The following is a 14,576-nucleotide window of genomic DNA, read 5'->3' on the forward strand; positions in this document are numbered from 1 at the left end:
GCGCGCGCCTTGCACTTGGCAATAAAAAATGCCGTCCCGCAGGACGGCATTTTTTTGCCCATCAGGCAGATCAGGCGTCGCTGGCGGCGTAGCCCATGTTGAAGCGCAAACCACTCGCCCCTTCATCCTGGCCAGGCTCCGAGCGGGATTGACCCAGACGCGCCAGGTACTCGGGGGTAATGTCGCCCGTGACGTACTGGCCGTCAAAGCAGGAAGCCTCGAAGCGCGACAGCTTGGGATTGATGTCCCGGACCGACTGCTGCATGTCGTGCAGGTCCTGGTAGATCAGCGAATCGGCGCCGATCGCGCGGGCGATTTCCTCGTCGTTGCGGCCGGTGGCGATCAGTTCGCTCTGCGTGGGCATGTCGATGCCGTAGACGTTCGGGAAACGCACCGGGGGAGCTGCCGAGGCGAAGTACACCTTGTTGGCGCCGGCGGCGCGGGCCATGTCCACGATTTCGCGGCTGGTAGTGCCGCGCACGATGGAGTCATCCACCAGCAGCACGTTCTTGCCCTTGAACTCCATGCCGATGGCGTTGAGCTTCTGGCGCACCGATTTGCGGCGCACGGCCTGGCCCGGCATGATGAAGGTACGGCCCACGTAGCGATTCTTGATCAGGCCTTCGCGGTAGTCCAGGTTCAGGCGCGCGGCCAGCTGCATGGCGGCGGGACGCGAGGAATCCGGAATCGGCATGACCACGTCGATGTCGCCCAGGCGCATGTTGCGGGCCACCTTGTCGGCCAGGTACTCGCCCATGCGCAGACGGGCGTCATACACCGACACGCCATCGATCAGCGAATCCGGACGCGCGAAGTACACGTATTCGAATATGCAGGGCACCAGCTGGGGGTTGTCGGCGCACTGGCGGCTGACGAAGCGGCCGTCCAGGTCGACGAACACGGCCTCGCCGGGCTCGACGTCGCGCACGAAGGCAAAGCCGCTGCCCTCCAGCGCCACGGATTCCGAGGCCACCATCCATTCCACGCCCTCTTCGGTTTCCTGGCGGCCGATGCACAGCGGACGGATGCCGTTGGGATCGCGGAAGGCGAGCAAGCCGTAACCGGAAATCTGCGCCACCACGGCGTAGGCGCCGCGCACGCGCTTGTGCAGGGCCGACACGGCGCGGAAGATCGCATCGTCGTCCAGCGACACGCCGCTGGCCGCCGATTGCAGCTCGTGCGCCAGCACGTTCAGCAGGACTTCGGAATCGGAGTTGGTGTTGATGTGGCGGCGGTCGACGCGGTAGAGCGATTCGCGCAGTTCGCGCCAATTGGTCAGGTTGCCGTTGTGGGCGAACATGATGCCGAACGGCGCGTTAACGTAGAACGGCTGGGCCTCTTCCTCGCTGGCGCTGGAGCCCGCGGTGGGATAACGGACCTGGCCGACGCCCGACGTACCCGGCAGCGAGCGCATGTTGCGCGTACGGAAAACGTCGCGCACCAGGCCGTGCGCCTTGTACATATTGAATTGGTTACCTTGCGATGTCGCGATGCCCGCGGCGTCCTGCCCGCGATGCTGCAACAGCAGCAAGCTGTCATAGAGCAGCTGGTTGACCGGCCCGCGCCCGATGACCCCTACGATTCCACACATGGTGAGATTTCCTGGTTGATTTAAAGCTAATCAATACGGCAGCCACGTCGCCAGGGACGGCGGCAGCCACGTCTTGATATGTTTGATGGCCTCGATGGCCGAATGCGAAAACATGGCGTCCTTCCACCACGGCTCCTGCGGCAGCGGCGTGTAACCTGCGGCGGCGACCAGCGCCAGCACGATCAACAGGCCACGGGCCAGCCCGAACATCCCGCCCAGGCCGTGGTCGGCGGGACTCAGTCCGGTGCTGCGGATCAGGGCGGCAAGCGTCATGTTGACCAAGCCCACACCGAGCAACACGATGATGAACACCGCGGCGTACGAAACTCCCATGCGCAGCAGCGTCGTTTCAATATAGGGCTCCAGCCAGGCATAGACCGTGGGCCCCCACCATATCGCGGCCACGAAGGCCAGCAGATAGGCAACCAGCGACAGCACCTCTTTGAGCAGGCCGCGCACCAGGCCCAGCACACCCGAAACCACCAGGATGGCCAGCACGACGAAGTCGAAACCGGTCACTATTGGGCGGCGATGAAACCATTGTCATAGCCCAGGGTGCGCAATCGCGCCTGGGCCGCCTGCGCCGCCTCGCGCGAGGGGAACGGCCCCACCCGCAGACGGTACTGCTGCTTGCCATTGATGGTGGCTTGTTCGACGAATGCGTTGGTGACGCCCGCCTGGTGCAGCTTGCTGCGCCGCGACTGGGCATCCTCGGAAGTGGTGTAGGCCGCGATCTGCAACACGAAATTGCCCTTGGCGGCCGGCTTGGGCGCAGGCGCCGAGGCGGCGGGCGCCTGGCGCCCTTCCAGCAGGGCCAGGGCGCGTGCGCCGTCGTCGGAACGAGTATCGGGCTTGGCCGGCGTCGCCGGCTTGGGTTCAGGCTTGGGCGGCGTGGCCGGTTTGGGCTCGGGCTTGGGCGGCGTGACGGCCGCGGTCGCGGGCGGCGTCGCGGGCTGCGTCGCAGGAGGCGTGGCCGGCGTGGCCGTGGCGGGCGGTTGCACCGACGTGACCGCAGGCGGCGTGGGGATGGCCGCAGGATCCGTCGGCGCGGCACTGCCCGGCGCGGGCGTCTGCGGCGCGGCGACTTGGGGTTCGCTTACTTGCGGCTGGAACGGCGTATTGCGTTCCGGCACCCTGATGGGAAGGTTGTCGTCGACAGGCGTGGGCTGCGAATCGAGCACCATGGGCAGGACGATGACGGCTGCCAGCACCAGCGCGACGGCGCCCGCCAGCCTGCGCCGCGCGCGGCCGCGCAGCTCCGCAGCCTGCACCTCGCTGGGCACTGCCGCCCGTTTGGAGGACTGCGCCTGGTCGGCAGGATCTTTGCGATTGAAAAAACCCATGGAGGAGAATTCCTTGCGGCGATATGGCGGCGGGCCGCCTGGACGCGATTGACCCGCTGTTGCCTATGCCTTGCGACCCAGAGCCTGCAAAACCGAGGCTACGGTGAGAAACGAGCCGAACACCACGATTCTATCATTCTCCCCTGCCCGTTCGCGCGCAGCCGCAAAGGCCTGGGCAGGATCCGCGTACGCGGCAATGCCTGGTTTTTCGCCTTCCGCGGGCGTGGGCGGCAACGCCGCGGCGACCTGCTCGGCCAGCGCTTCTCCAGGCGTGCCGCGCGGGCCCGGCAGGCCGGCGCAGTACCAGTTGTCGATGCGCGTGCCTAGCTTGGCGACAACGCCGGCCAGGTCCTTGTCGTTGAGCATGCCGAACACCGCATGGGTGTACGGATGGAAGCCCATGTTGTCCAGGTTCTGTGCCAGCACCGCCGCGGCATGCGGATTGTGCGCCACGTCCAGGATGACCACAGGCTGGCCCGGCAGGATCTGGAAGCGGCCCGGCAGCGACGCCTGCAACAGTCCCAGGCGCACGGCCTGCTGCGGCACCGGCAGCCGGTCGCGCACCGACTCCAGCGCCGCCAGCGCTGCTGACGCGTTCAGCAGCTGGTTGGCGCCGCGCAGCGCCGGATAGGCCAGGGAATTGCGGCGTTGTTCGCGTCCGCCGTAGGCCCATTGCTGACGGTCGCCGGAATAGTTGAAATCATGGCCGAACAACCACAGGTCGGCGCCGATCTCCTTGACGTGGTCCAACAGCGATTGCGGCGGCATGGGATCGCTGCAGATGGCCGGGCGGCCGCTGCGATAGATATGGGCTTTCTCGAATCCGATCTTTTCTCGCGTATCGCCCAGCCAGTCGGTGTGGTCCAGGTCCACGCTGGTGACGATGGAACAGTCGGCATCGATGATGTTGACGGCGTCCAGCCGCCCGCCCAGGCCGACTTCCAGCACCACGGCGTCCAGCTTCGACTGCGAGAACAGCCGCAGGATCGCCAGCGTGGTGAACTCGAAGTAGGTCAGCGAAACGTCGCCGCGCGCGGCCTCGACCGCCTGGAACTGGGCGATCAACGCCTCGTCCGTGGCGATCTGGCCATTGATGCGGGCGCGTTCGTTGAAATCGATCAGGTGCGGAGATGTGTACAGCCCCACCTTGTAGCCGGCCGCAAGCAAAATCGCCTCCAGCATGGCACAGGTGGAACCCTTGCCGTTGGTGCCGCCGACGACGAATTTCACGCCGGACAGCTCCAACCCCAGCCACCCCGCCACCTCGCGCACCCGGTCCAGGCCCATGTCGATGGCGGTGGCATGGATCGATTCCAGGTACTGCAGCCAATCGGACAGGGTGGCGGAAACGTCGGGCGTGCGGGCAGAAGACATGACAGGGCCGTAAGTGAGATCAGCCTTCGATTTTAGCAGTCCACGCACGGTGTTTTCCCTAATCCCCCAGGGAGCGGCAAGGTATCCCCACTGAAAAACTGCTTGCCACTATTTTTCTCATACATAAAAATAATTTCACGTATGGGAATTTTATTGGATCAAGCATGATGCAGAGCAAGACCCCCGCCTGGCTGGTGCGCGAGGCCGACGTGCCCGGCTACCACCCCGCCAACCACACCGGCACCCTGAACCGGCGCCTGATCGGCCCGGACACCGTCGGCTCCCGGGGCGTGGAGGTGCTGCTGGGCGTCATAGACAAGGGCAAGGGCGCCCTGCCGCACGCCCACCCCGGCATCGAACAAGTCTGCTACCTGCTGTCCGGCACGGCACGCGCACAGGTGCAGGACGAATGGGTCGACATGGGTCCCGGCGACTGCTGCTACTTCCCCCCCGACATTCCGCACGTCTTCACCGTCACCAGCGACGAACCCGCCCGCCTGCTGGTGATCTACACGCCCCCTTATGAAGAATCCCCAGACCGCGTGATACGCGGCTTTCCGGCGCCACCCCCGGCCGCCTGACGCGGCGCAGCCCCGGGCAGCGGACGCAGAAACCGCGCCTGGACCCCAAGCACACAGGAGACAAACCCATGAGACCCCTAAGCCTGTTGGGCGCCGCCCTCATCAGCGGCGCGGCGCTGGCCGCCAGCCCCGCCATCCACGCCACCGACTACCCCACCAAACCCATCACCCTGATCGTCCCCTTTCCCGCCGGATCCGGCACCGACGCCGTGGGCCGCATCTTCGGCGCCGAGCTGGGCAACATCCTGGGCCAGCAGGTCGTGGTGGAGAACAAGCCCGGGGCCAACGCCACCATCGCAGCCAACTACGTGGCGCGCGCCAAGCCGGACGGCTACACACTGTTCGTCACCACCAACACCTCGCATTCCGCCGCCCCCTGGCTGATGAAGAACGTGCCCTACGATCCGGTCAAGGACTTCACCCCCATCGCCCGCGGCGGCAACCTGCCCTTCATCCTGGTGGTGAACCCGAAGCGGCCATGGAAGACCGTGGGCGAACTGGTCGCCGACGCGCGCCAGCGTCCCGGCCGCATCACCTATGCCAGCGGCAACAGCACCGGCATCGTCGCCGGCGCCACGCTGGCCAACCGCGCCAAGATCGACATCCTGCACGTGCCCTACAAAGGCACGCCGCAAGGCTTGACCGACGTGGTCGGCGGACAGGTCGATTTCATGTTCACCGACCTGGCTTCGGGCCTGCCCTTCGTGCAATCGGGCCAGTTGCGCGCCCTGGCCGTGTCGACCGCCGAACGCAGCGCGATCGTCCCGGACCTGCCGTCCATGGCCGAGTCCGGCGTGCAGGATTTCGACCTGAACTCCTGGAACGGCTACTTCGGCCCGGCCGGCATGCCGCCGGAGATCGTGGCCAAGCTGAACGCCGCGATCAATCAGGTGGTCGCCAAGCCCGACGTCAAAAAGCGCCTGGCCGGCCTGGGGTTCGACGCCTTCTCCGGCACGCCGCAAGCTTTCTCCCAGTTCGTCGGCGCTCAGCTGGACCTGTGGGGCAAGCTGATCCGCGACGCGGGGATCGAGCAGCAATGAGCGAGCGGCCGCAATCCGAAACTCCCGACGGCCCGCTGGCGGGCGTGCGCATCCTGGACCTGAGCGCGGTAGTAATGGGTCCCTATGCCACCCAGGTCCTGGCTGACCTGGGTGCGGACGTCATCAAGGTCGAACCGCCCGCCGGCGACAACATGCGGGCCGTCGGCCCCATGCGCAACCCCGGCATGGGCCACATCTACCTGCACCTGAACCGCAACAAGCGGTCGGTCGTGCTGGACCTGAAGACGCCCGAAGGGCTTGCGGCCTGCCTGAAACTGGCCGAAAGCTGCGATGCCCTGCTCTACAACATCCGCCCGCAGGCGATGGCCAGGCTGGGCTTGTCCTACGAGGCCGTGGCGGCGCGCAATCCGCGCATCGTCTATCTGGGCGCCTACGGCTATGGCGAGGCCGGCCCCTACGCCGGGCGGCCCGCCTACGACGACCTGATCCAGGGCCAGACCGGCATCGCCGCCCTTTCCGCCCAGCAGAGCGGGGACGTGCCGCGCTACGCGCCGCTGACCCTGGCCGACCGGGCGGTCGGCCTGCACGTGGGCATCGCTCTCGTGTCCGCGGTGCTGCACGCTCGAAGCGCGGGACAAGGCCAGCAGGTGGAAATCCCCATGTTCGAAGGCATGGCCCACCTCGTGCTGGGCGACCATCTTGGCGGCGCCACCTTCGAGCCGCCACTGGGCCCCACCGGCTATGCGCGCCTGCTGGCGCCGCATCGCCGCCCCTACGCCACGGCCGACGGCTATATCAGCCTGCTGATCTATAACGACAAGCACTGGCGCAACTTCTTCGACCTGATCGGCCGGCCCGAATTGTCGCGGGACCCGCGCTTCAACTCCCACGGCGCGCGCGCCGCCCATATCGGCGAGGTCTATGCCTTTGTCGCCGACATCATCGCCACCCGACGCAACCAGGCCTGGCTGGAAAGCCTGGCGCGGGCGGACATTCCCGCGTCGCCGCTCTACTCCGTGGACGACCTGCTGCAGGACGAGCACCTGGCGGCGACCGGCTTCCTCCGGGCCATGGACCATCCCAGCGAGGGCCCGATCCGCACGACCGCTCCGCTGGGCAAGTACGAAGGCACCCCCACCTCCATACGCCGCCCCGCCCCCAGGCTGGGCCAGCACAGCCGCGAAGTGCTGGCCGAGGCCGGCTATGACCCTGCCCGGATCGACGCCATGGCGGCCCGCGGCATCACCCTGGATGGAAACCACTGATGGACTTTGAATTCACCCCCGACCAGTTGGCGCTGCGGGACGCCGTGGCCCGCATCTGCGAACGCTATCCCGACGAGTACTGGCTGGAACGCGACCGCGAAGGCGGCTTTCCCGAGCCCCTGCACGCCGATCTGGCGCGCGACGGCTGGCTGGGCATCGCCATGCCCCAGGAACATGGCGGCGCGGGCCTGGGCATGACCGAGGCGGCGCTGATGATGCAGACCATCGCCGCTTCCGGCGCGGGCTTCACTGGCGCCTCGGCCGTCCATATGAACATCTTCGGCCTGAACCCGGTGGTGGTCTTCGGCAGCGATGAACAGCGCCGCCGCTGGCTGGAGCCCCTGATCGCAGGCCGCGAGAAAGCCTGCTTCGCCGTCACCGAACCCGACGCCGGACTGGACACCACCAAGCTCAGCACCCGCGCCGTGCGCCAGGGCGACGAGTACGTGGTGCACGGCCGCAAGATCTGGATCTCGACCGCCCAGGTCGCTCACAAGATGCTGCTGCTGGCGCGTACCACCCCGCTATCGGACGTCGAAAAACCCACTCAGGGCCTGTCGCTGTTCTATACGGACCTGGACCGCGGCAAGATAGAAGTCCGCGAAATCGAGAAGATGGGACGCAAGGCGGTGGACTCGAACATGCTGTTCATCGACGGCCTGCGCATCCCCGTGGCCGACCGCATCGGCGAGGAAGGCCGGGGCTTCGAATACATCCTGCACGGCCTGAACCCAGAACGCATCCTGATTGCGGCCGAAGCGGTGGGCATCGGCCGGGCCGCGCTGGACCGGGCGGTGAAGTACGCCGGCGAACGCACCGTGTTCGGCCGCCCCATCGGCCAGAACCAGGGCATCCAGCACCCGCTGGCCCAGGCCTGGATGCAATTGGAAGCCGCCGACCTGATGGTGTTCAAGGCCGCCAGCCTGTATGACGCGGGCAAGGCCTGCGGCCCCTACGCCAACTCTGCCAAATACCTGGCGGCCGAGGCCGGCTACAACGCCTGCCAGACCGCGGTCATGACCCTGGGCGGCATGGGCTACGCCAAGGAATACCACGTGGAGCGCCTGCTGCGAGAGAGCTTCATTCCCCGCATCGCACCAGTCAGCCCGCAACTGATCATGTGCTTCATCGCGGAAAAAGTGCTGGGGCTGCCCAAGTCCTACTGAGCGGCGCCGTTTGATCGGCGCCCAGGCCTGCCGCCTGTCAGGCCTGCTGCTCCAGCGCGGTGCAGGCCGAGCGCAGGATGCGCGCGTAGGCCTCCTGCTGCGGCTCGATCCGGTAGATCGGCCCGCCCACCGAAATCGCATAGTGCTCGCCGGACAGCGTGACCGGCCAGGCGATCGCGCCCACGTCCGCAATCGACTCGCCGCTGTTCATGAACCAGCCGCGCTGGCGCGACAGCTCCAGGTCCGCCAGCAGCGCCTCGCGCGTGACCAGCGTGCGCTCGTTGTGGCGGGTCATGGTCATGTCCGCAAGCATGGCATCGCGGGCCGCCTCGCTCAGCAGGGACAACAACGCCTTTCCTAGCGAATTTGCATGAACGTCTTTGAACTCACCCGCAACCGGTGCATATCTGATCGTATGGGGCGAATCCAGCACATCCAGGTACACCACCCGGCCATCCTGGCTCAGCTTGGCGAAAACAATCGTTTCGCGCGTAGCGTCCCTTAATTCCGTGAGGCTGGGATAGACCCGGTCCAGCACCGGGTCGGCGCGGGCGATGCGCTGCGCCATGGCCAGCAACCTGCCGGTCGGGTAGTAGCCCTGGCGCCGCCCGGTTTCATACAGATAGCCCAGGCCGGTCAGGGTCCGGATCAAGGCCAGGCAACTTGACACCGGCACATCCAGCAGCCGGGCCAGTTCCGATAGCGGCAGCGCGCGCTTTTCGCGGGCATAGGTTTCGATGATTTCGATGACTCGCAGCGCCGTCTTGACACTCATTACCCGGTCCGAACTGTTTAGCACGTGAAACATCTGGCTCGCCGGTGGCTAAAGTTCCCTGCGGGCCTGCCGTAATCGTAGCTGAGAATTCCCTGAAAACAGCGCGTTCCTCCGAGACGCCCACATCGCCGTTGGAGTGATCATGGCCGTAACCCCCATAGCCCCTGCATCGTTTGCACCAGCGCCGGTCGCCCCCGCGCCGCTCGCGCCGGATCCCGCCGTAAGCGTCGTGCCCACGGCCGCCGCAACGAACAGCGGGGCTTCGGACAACGCGACGTCGGATCAGTCCGATTCGCAGAAACTACCCCTGGACAAGGCTCTGGACGAAATCAACGACCAGATGAAGGCCTGGTCCACGCAGTTGAAGTTCGAAATTGACCCCAACGTGCATCAAGTCGTGGTGTCCGTGGTGGATGCGGAATCGGGCGATGTCATCCGCACGATCCCCAGCGAAACACTGCTGAAAATCGCCAAAATGATCGTGAACATGCAAGGAAACGGCATCAAGACCTCTGCCTGATCCGACCCCGCAATCGGCTCGAATGCTCGTCCGAAGCGAGCAGGGCTCCGGAAGCGTCGAATTAGGCCCGCCTTATGCCCTTACCCGGCCAATCGCCGGCACCGTATTTTTGACAAAATCGCATCGCTAGGAAGGAATTTCACATGGCTTCTATCACCAATCTCGGCTCGACCACCGGACTTCCTCTGGAAGACATCCTCAAAAAGCTCCAAGCTGTCGAGGATAAGAAGCTTAGTCTGTACACGAACCGCCAAGCGAGCTATGAGGCTCGCGTAAGCGCCTTTGGCCAAATCAAGAGCGCGGTGGAAGCCGTGCAAAAAACCGCCGAAGCACTGAGCAAGAGTTCCGTCTTGAACGCCGTGAAGGCCAACGTATCCGGCAGCGGCTTGACCGCGACCGTGGGCGCCGATGGCGCCACGAAGGGGGAATACTCCATCAAGGTCAACAGGCTGGCCACCGCGCACACGCTGCAATCCGGCGTGGTCGCGGACCGGAAAGCGTCCAATGGCGCAACCGGCTCGTTCACGATTGAACTGACCAATGGCGAAAAGCGCACCATCGACCTGAAGAACGACACGTCGCTCAACGGCATCGCCAATGCAATCAATGCCGACGACAAGGTCGGCGTGCGCGCCACCATCATCAATGATGGCAGCGGCAGCAGCTATCTGATGCTGAGCGCCAAGGACACGGGCGAACAGACGTCGGTAAAGTCGATTACCGTAACCGGCGACCAAAAACTCAAGGACATCCTGAACTACAACAAGGACCCTGCTGATACCAGCCCGAAAATGGCGCAACAGACCGCTCCTGTGGATGCCGAAATAGAAGTCAACGGCATTCTGGTCAAGAGCGGCAGCAACAGCCTCTCCAGCGCCATCGATGGCGTGACCTTGAACCTGACGGCAACGACCGAGGCAGGCAAGCCGATCACCCTGAAGCTGGAAAGCGATACAAGCGTCGCAAGCACGGCCGTGCAGGACTTCGTGAATGCGTACAACTCACTGCAAAACACCATCGCCAAGCACACGGCATTCGACGTCAAGGCCGAAACCAATCAGGCGCTGACCGGCGACAGCACGACTCGCAGTATCCAATCCACCATGTCCGATGCACTGCGAATCGCGACCTCGGAAGGGTCCATGCGCACGCTGGCGGACCTGGGTGTCGCGCTAGACCCGAAGACCGGCACGTTGAAGATCGATCAAAAGCAGCTCGATAAGGCGTTGACCGAAAACCCCGCCGACGTCAAACGCATCATGACCTCGGCCAACGGACTCACCGCACAGTTCACCACGGCAGCAAAAGGCATGCTGGGTGACAAGGGCTCAATCAAGATCCGTGAAGACGGCCTGACCGAGTCGATCAAGGACGTCGAGGATCAGCTCGCACGCGCCAAGTCCAGCAGCGACGCCACCATGGCGATTATGCGCGCCCAATTCGTCCAATTGGAAAAATTCGTGTCTCAACAGACCGCCACCGCCAATTATCTGACTCAACAGTTCGCGGCCTTGAGCAAGTCCAAGTAACTTATAGAAGATGTATCGATGACTTACGCCGCCCGCCGCCCCACCGGATCCTATTCCGTGCGTTCCTACGCCGAGATCGGCCTGGAAACGCAAATCCTCGGGGCCAGCCCGGAAAGGCTGATCTCCCTGCTTTACATGGGTGCCCGGGCGGCAATCGGGCAGGCGCGCCTGCACCTTCAGGAAGGCAGAACCACTGAACGGGGAGCCGCCATCTCGAAGGCTATCAAGATCGTCGATGAAGGCTTGAAGACCGGACTGAACATGGAGGCGGGCGGCGAAATTGCCGCAAACCTCGCCCGCCTGTACGACTACATCGTCCGCACGCTGCTGATGGCGAACCTGAAAGCAGACGCGGAAGCGCTCGAAACGGCGGATCGCCTGTTGGCCGATCTGGCCGAGGCCTGGCAAACATCCATTGATCGCCCTGTCGGGGGCGTGCAGCCTTGACGGCATCGCATATGCCCCAGCCAGCCATCGAACGCCCGAGATTTCCATGACGTCCACGACCCAGTACACCTCCCCTATCCTGGAAAACTACCAGGAGATCGCTCTCATCACGGGAGAAATGCTAGCGGCAGCGCAAGCCGGCGACTGGGATGGCGCGATGGTCCATGGACAGCAATATTGCGAGCTGGTGGAACGCCTGCGCCAGACCGAACACTCCGCACCGCTGGACGAAGCCGGCCGCGCCATGAAGTACGACCTGCTCGTGCGCATCCTCGACAATGACGCACTCACTCGCGACCTGGCGCTTCCGCAACTGGCCCGTCTGGGCGATTTGCTGGGACGCATGAAACGCCAGCAGACCCTGCTGTCCGCCTACGGTTACCAGCAGGCGCCTGAAGAATGAGCGTAGGTCCCGCCGCACTCGGCAATGTCCTGGTGCAGCGGCTGGACGCCGTGCTAGGCACGACGATGTCCGCCGCCAGCGCCAATCAAGTTTCCGGAGCCCGGCCCGACGCGGTCAGCCAGCCAGGCAATCTGGAAAAACCCGGCGCCTCCGACGGATCGACGCGCGACCCGCGACAAGGCATACAGACTGGCGGCGCCCGCGGCGACCGCCAGAATACTGTCGTCGATCCCAAAATCGCAGCTGCGCTGGCGTTGGCCGCGCGCGGCCTGGTCACCAGCAGCGACACCACGGCCTCGGCTCCCACGACACTGGGCACGACGGCGCGCGCCATTCTTGCTCTGCTGGCCCAATTTCCCGAGGCCGCGCCTGCGGTCCAGGGACGCACGCCCCTGTGGGCCGCCGATGCGCAGTCGGGCCAACCCGCCGCCGGCGCCAGCCCCATGCCGGCAGCACAAACAGGCCAGCAACCCGCGCAGACTGCCGCACAAACACCCCTGCCCATGCCTGGCCAGATGCCGGCGCAGGCCACCGCCCAGCAAGCCCCGGCCCTCGCCGCCTCTGTCGCGGCAGCGCTTGACGGCGACAACCCGGCCGACGGTGCCAAACAGGACCGACCGGTCGGACAGGGAGCAAGCGCCAACGCAAGCAAGGGACCCGAAGCCGCGGTGCATGCCGCCCTGGCGGCTGGCGGACCTTCCGCCCGCGCACTGGGACAGGCCCTGCGCCAGGCGCTGCAAGGCAGCGGACTCTTTTACGAATCCCACCTGACCGACATGGTCTTCGGCCGGGCCACCCCGGAACAATTGCGCAACGAGCCGCAGGCCGTACTCGGCAAGAACCCGCCCGCGCAGGATGCCGCGCCCTCGCGACCGCGGGCCGGCGCGGCTCCCAGTGGCAGTCCGGGCGCCGACGCCGCACCCAGCACCGGCGCCTCCAGTTCGCCCGCCCCTGGTACTCCGGTCAGCGGCATACACCAGGACCTGACCGTGCTCGTCCGCCAGCAACTGGACGTGCTGGCCAACCAGACGCTGACCTGGCAAGGCGAAGCCTGGCCCGGCGCGCCCATGGAATGGGAAGTCGAGCGCGACCCCTACGGCGGCGATCCAGAGTCGGCGGTTTCGACCTGGGCCACACGGCTGAAGCTGGACCTGCCCCGGCTGGGCCTGGTCGATGCCCGCCTGAACCTGGCCGGCGACCAGATCGTCCTGCAACTCATCGCACCGCACAGCGCCGCCGAGATCAATAACTCCTCGGACGCCCTGCGTTCGCGGCTGCTGGCCGCCGGCCTGACCCTGAGCAATCTGTCGGTAAGCGTGGTCGAACCGCGCCCCGAGATCCCCACCGATATCTGATGAGCCGCCTCACCCCCCATCCAGAATCGGACCCGAACGCCGGCCGCAACGCGGCGGTCGCCATTTCCTACGAAGAAAAGAACGGCGCCCCACGCGTCGTCGCCAAGGGTTATGGCCAGCTCGCGGACACCATCGTCCGCGCCGCCCAGGAAAACGGTCTCTACGTCCACGAGTCGCGCGAGCTGGTCGGCCTGCTGATGCAGGTGGACCTGGACGCACATATTCCTCCCCAACTCTACGTAGCGGTGGCAGAATTGCTGGCCTGGCTCTACCGCCTGGAATCGCGCGAGTTCCCCGAACCCGCTCCACCCGCCTGACCCTATTACCTGAGGAAGACCAAAGTGTTGGATGCCAGCGACCCGGAGTTTCTGCTGACCCGGCCTGAAGAGATGCGTTCGGCCCTGTTCGAGCTGACCCACCCCGACAGCCATATCCTGGTGCGCGACGCTGCGGACCGGGAGATGGCCGTGCTGATCCTGGGCGTGGACAAGCGTGCCGGAGAATTCTTCTGGAGACCGCGCGATTACGCCGGCGCGGACTTCGAACAATCCGACTCCATGGGCTTGCTGAGCGGCACCACCTTCCACTTCCATGCCACCGCCTATGGCGGCGTGCAGATCCGCTTTCGCGTGCAACGGCCCCAGGTCATTCATTTCGATGACGGCAGCGCCGCGCTGGTTTCGCCGTTCCCGGAACGCCTGGCCCGCATCCAGCGCCGCAAGATGTTCCGCGCCTCCCTGATCGCCGCCGCCAACGTGTGCCGCGCCAGTTGGCAAGCCTCCCCCGCCGACAAACCCTACGCGTTCACGATACGCGACATTTCAGTGGACGGCGTGGGCCTGCGCGCAGATCTGGCGGTCCCCGCCCTGCCGGAGCGCGGCACGCTGATGGAAAACGTGCAACTGGATTTCGGCGCCCAGGGCAAGCTAAACGCCAGCCTGGAGGTGCGCAATGTGTATCCGGTCTCGGGACAACCCATGAAGCAATCCGCGGATCCTGACGAACCGGCGCCCAAGCACGTTTCGCTGACCGGCGAACCGCCGGTCAGCCACCTCGGGGCTGTATTCCTGAATCTGGACGCGCGCCAGGAAAACTGGCTGCAACAGGTTGTCTGGCGCCTGGAAAAGAGCGTCCAGCGCAATTGATGTCGTGCGGCGGGAAACATGCGCAGCAAGTTCCCGCCTGATGTCAGCCAGCGCTTCCGGTCAAGCCGCAAGCGCGCCCCA

At 65.4% G+C, this 14,576-nt stretch carries 16 protein-coding genes; 11 read left to right on the plus strand and 5 right to left on the minus strand.

From position 1 onward, the window contains the following. Positions 1 to 70: 70 nt before the first annotated feature. The 4 genes from purF to folC all read right to left on the minus strand — a co-directional run bounded on the left by purF (position 71) and on the right by folC (position 4,308). On the minus strand, positions 71 to 1,591 hold the full coding sequence (purF, locus tag FOC84_RS31820) for an amidophosphoribosyltransferase (RefSeq protein WP_173149392.1): 1,521 nt from the start codon (positions 1,589 to 1,591) through the stop codon (positions 71 to 73). Between the two features lie 30 nt (positions 1,592 to 1,621). Further along, on the minus strand, positions 1,622 to 2,110 hold the full coding sequence (locus FOC84_RS31825; protein WP_054456710.1) for a CvpA family protein: 489 nt from the start codon (positions 2,108 to 2,110) through the stop codon (positions 1,622 to 1,624). Further along, on the minus strand, positions 2,110 to 2,934 hold the full coding sequence (locus FOC84_RS31830) for an SPOR domain-containing protein (RefSeq protein ID WP_173149394.1): 825 nt from the start codon (positions 2,932 to 2,934) through the stop codon (positions 2,110 to 2,112). The genes FOC84_RS31825 and FOC84_RS31830 overlap by 1 nt, the downstream gene beginning before the upstream one ends. A gap of 63 nt (positions 2,935 to 2,997) precedes the next feature. Continuing rightward, positions 2,998 to 4,308: a bifunctional tetrahydrofolate synthase/dihydrofolate synthase gene (gene folC / locus FOC84_RS31835; RefSeq protein WP_173149396.1), complete on the minus strand. Its 1,311-nt coding sequence runs from the start codon at positions 4,306 to 4,308 to the stop codon at positions 2,998 to 3,000. A gap of 164 nt (positions 4,309 to 4,472) precedes the next feature. Between folC and FOC84_RS31840 the strand changes: the two genes are divergently transcribed. From FOC84_RS31840 to FOC84_RS31855, 4 genes are all read left to right on the plus strand, one after another. Then, positions 4,473 to 4,889 carry a cupin domain-containing protein gene (locus FOC84_RS31840; RefSeq protein WP_173149398.1) on the plus strand — a complete coding sequence of 139 codons (417 nt, stop codon included), beginning with the start codon at positions 4,473 to 4,475 and terminating at the stop codon, positions 4,887 to 4,889. Positions 4,890 to 4,957: 68 nt separating this feature from the next. Further along, positions 4,958 to 5,929 carry a Bug family tripartite tricarboxylate transporter substrate binding protein gene (locus FOC84_RS31845; RefSeq protein ID WP_173149400.1) on the plus strand — a complete coding sequence of 324 codons (972 nt, stop codon included), beginning with the start codon at positions 4,958 to 4,960 and terminating at the stop codon, positions 5,927 to 5,929. Then, complete coding sequence (locus FOC84_RS31850) at positions 5,926 to 7,155, plus strand: CaiB/BaiF CoA transferase family protein (protein ID WP_173149402.1); 1,230 nt, start codon at positions 5,926 to 5,928, stop codon at positions 7,153 to 7,155. The genes FOC84_RS31845 and FOC84_RS31850 overlap by 4 nt, the downstream gene beginning before the upstream one ends. Beyond that, a complete protein-coding gene (locus FOC84_RS31855) occupies positions 7,155 to 8,321 on the plus strand; it encodes an acyl-CoA dehydrogenase family protein (protein WP_173149404.1) in 1,167 nt (388 codons plus the stop codon). The genes FOC84_RS31850 and FOC84_RS31855 overlap by 1 nt, the downstream gene beginning before the upstream one ends. A gap of 37 nt (positions 8,322 to 8,358) precedes the next feature. Here FOC84_RS31855 and FOC84_RS31860 read toward each other — a convergent pair whose 3' ends face one another. Beyond that, positions 8,359 to 9,096, minus strand: a complete 738-nt coding sequence (locus FOC84_RS31860; protein ID WP_173149406.1) for an IclR family transcriptional regulator — start codon at positions 9,094 to 9,096, stop codon at positions 8,359 to 8,361. Positions 9,097 to 9,238: 142 nt separating this feature from the next. Here FOC84_RS31860 and FOC84_RS31865 point away from each other — a divergent pair, with 142 nt between their 5' ends. The 7 genes from FOC84_RS31865 to FOC84_RS31895 all read left to right on the plus strand — a co-directional run bounded on the left by FOC84_RS31865 (position 9,239) and on the right by FOC84_RS31895 (position 14,495). Then, positions 9,239 to 9,616, plus strand: a complete 378-nt coding sequence (locus FOC84_RS31865) for a flagellar protein FlaG (RefSeq protein ID WP_013393423.1) — start codon at positions 9,239 to 9,241, stop codon at positions 9,614 to 9,616. A gap of 143 nt (positions 9,617 to 9,759) precedes the next feature. Continuing rightward, complete coding sequence (gene fliD / locus FOC84_RS31870) at positions 9,760 to 11,145, plus strand: flagellar filament capping protein FliD (RefSeq protein ID WP_173149408.1); 1,386 nt, start codon at positions 9,760 to 9,762, stop codon at positions 11,143 to 11,145. Positions 11,146 to 11,163: 18 nt separating this feature from the next. Then, positions 11,164 to 11,592 carry a flagellar export chaperone FliS gene (gene fliS, locus FOC84_RS31875; RefSeq protein WP_173149410.1) on the plus strand — a complete coding sequence of 143 codons (429 nt, stop codon included), beginning with the start codon at positions 11,164 to 11,166 and terminating at the stop codon, positions 11,590 to 11,592. Between the two features lie 46 nt (positions 11,593 to 11,638). Continuing rightward, complete coding sequence (locus tag FOC84_RS31880; protein ID WP_173149412.1) at positions 11,639 to 11,995, plus strand: flagellar protein FliT; 357 nt, start codon at positions 11,639 to 11,641, stop codon at positions 11,993 to 11,995. Continuing rightward, positions 11,992 to 13,350: a flagellar hook-length control protein FliK gene (locus FOC84_RS31885; RefSeq protein WP_173149414.1), complete on the plus strand. Its 1,359-nt coding sequence runs from the start codon at positions 11,992 to 11,994 to the stop codon at positions 13,348 to 13,350. Before FOC84_RS31880 ends, FOC84_RS31885 begins: the two co-directional genes overlap by 4 nt. After that, complete coding sequence (locus tag FOC84_RS31890; RefSeq protein WP_173149416.1) at positions 13,350 to 13,667, plus strand: EscU/YscU/HrcU family type III secretion system export apparatus switch protein; 318 nt, start codon at positions 13,350 to 13,352, stop codon at positions 13,665 to 13,667. Before FOC84_RS31885 ends, FOC84_RS31890 begins: the two co-directional genes overlap by 1 nt. A 24-nt stretch (positions 13,668 to 13,691) precedes the next feature. Next, a complete protein-coding gene (locus tag FOC84_RS31895; protein ID WP_173149418.1) occupies positions 13,692 to 14,495 on the plus strand; it encodes a flagellar brake protein in 804 nt (267 codons plus the stop codon). The last annotated feature ends 81 nt before the right edge of the window (positions 14,496 to 14,576 follow it).

Origin of the sequence: Achromobacter pestifer, from assembly GCF_013267355.1 — a bacterium.
Lineage (GTDB): Bacteria > Pseudomonadota > Gammaproteobacteria > Burkholderiales > Burkholderiaceae_B > Achromobacter > Achromobacter pestifer_A.

What these genes read in the sequence shown, in the direction of transcription:
- purF (WP_173149392.1), bottom strand. Translation starts at nt 1,591, where the DNA reads ATGTGTGGAATCGTAGGGGTCATCGGGCGCGGGCCGGTCAACCAGCTG.
- FOC84_RS31830 (WP_173149394.1), bottom strand. Translation starts at nt 2,934, where the DNA reads ATGGGTTTTTTCAATCGCAAAGATCCTGCCGACCAGGCGCAGTCCTCC.
- folC (WP_173149396.1), bottom strand. Translation starts at nt 4,308, where the DNA reads ATGTCTTCTGCCCGCACGCCCGACGTTTCCGCCACCCTGTCCGATTGG.
- FOC84_RS31840 (WP_173149398.1), top strand. Translation starts at nt 4,473, where the DNA reads ATGATGCAGAGCAAGACCCCCGCCTGGCTGGTGCGCGAGGCCGACGTG.
- FOC84_RS31845 (WP_173149400.1), top strand. Translation starts at nt 4,958, where the DNA reads ATGAGACCCCTAAGCCTGTTGGGCGCCGCCCTCATCAGCGGCGCGGCG.
- FOC84_RS31850 (WP_173149402.1), top strand. Translation starts at nt 5,926, where the DNA reads ATGAGCGAGCGGCCGCAATCCGAAACTCCCGACGGCCCGCTGGCGGGC.
- FOC84_RS31855 (WP_173149404.1), top strand. Translation starts at nt 7,155, where the DNA reads ATGGACTTTGAATTCACCCCCGACCAGTTGGCGCTGCGGGACGCCGTG.
- FOC84_RS31860 (WP_173149406.1), bottom strand. Translation starts at nt 9,096, where the DNA reads ATGAGTGTCAAGACGGCGCTGCGAGTCATCGAAATCATCGAAACCTAT.
- FOC84_RS31865 (WP_013393423.1), top strand. Translation starts at nt 9,239, where the DNA reads ATGGCCGTAACCCCCATAGCCCCTGCATCGTTTGCACCAGCGCCGGTC.
- fliD (WP_173149408.1), top strand. Translation starts at nt 9,760, where the DNA reads ATGGCTTCTATCACCAATCTCGGCTCGACCACCGGACTTCCTCTGGAA.
- fliS (WP_173149410.1), top strand. Translation starts at nt 11,164, where the DNA reads ATGACTTACGCCGCCCGCCGCCCCACCGGATCCTATTCCGTGCGTTCC.
- FOC84_RS31880 (WP_173149412.1), top strand. Translation starts at nt 11,639, where the DNA reads ATGACGTCCACGACCCAGTACACCTCCCCTATCCTGGAAAACTACCAG.
- FOC84_RS31885 (WP_173149414.1), top strand. Translation starts at nt 11,992, where the DNA reads ATGAGCGTAGGTCCCGCCGCACTCGGCAATGTCCTGGTGCAGCGGCTG.
- FOC84_RS31890 (WP_173149416.1), top strand. Translation starts at nt 13,350, where the DNA reads ATGAGCCGCCTCACCCCCCATCCAGAATCGGACCCGAACGCCGGCCGC.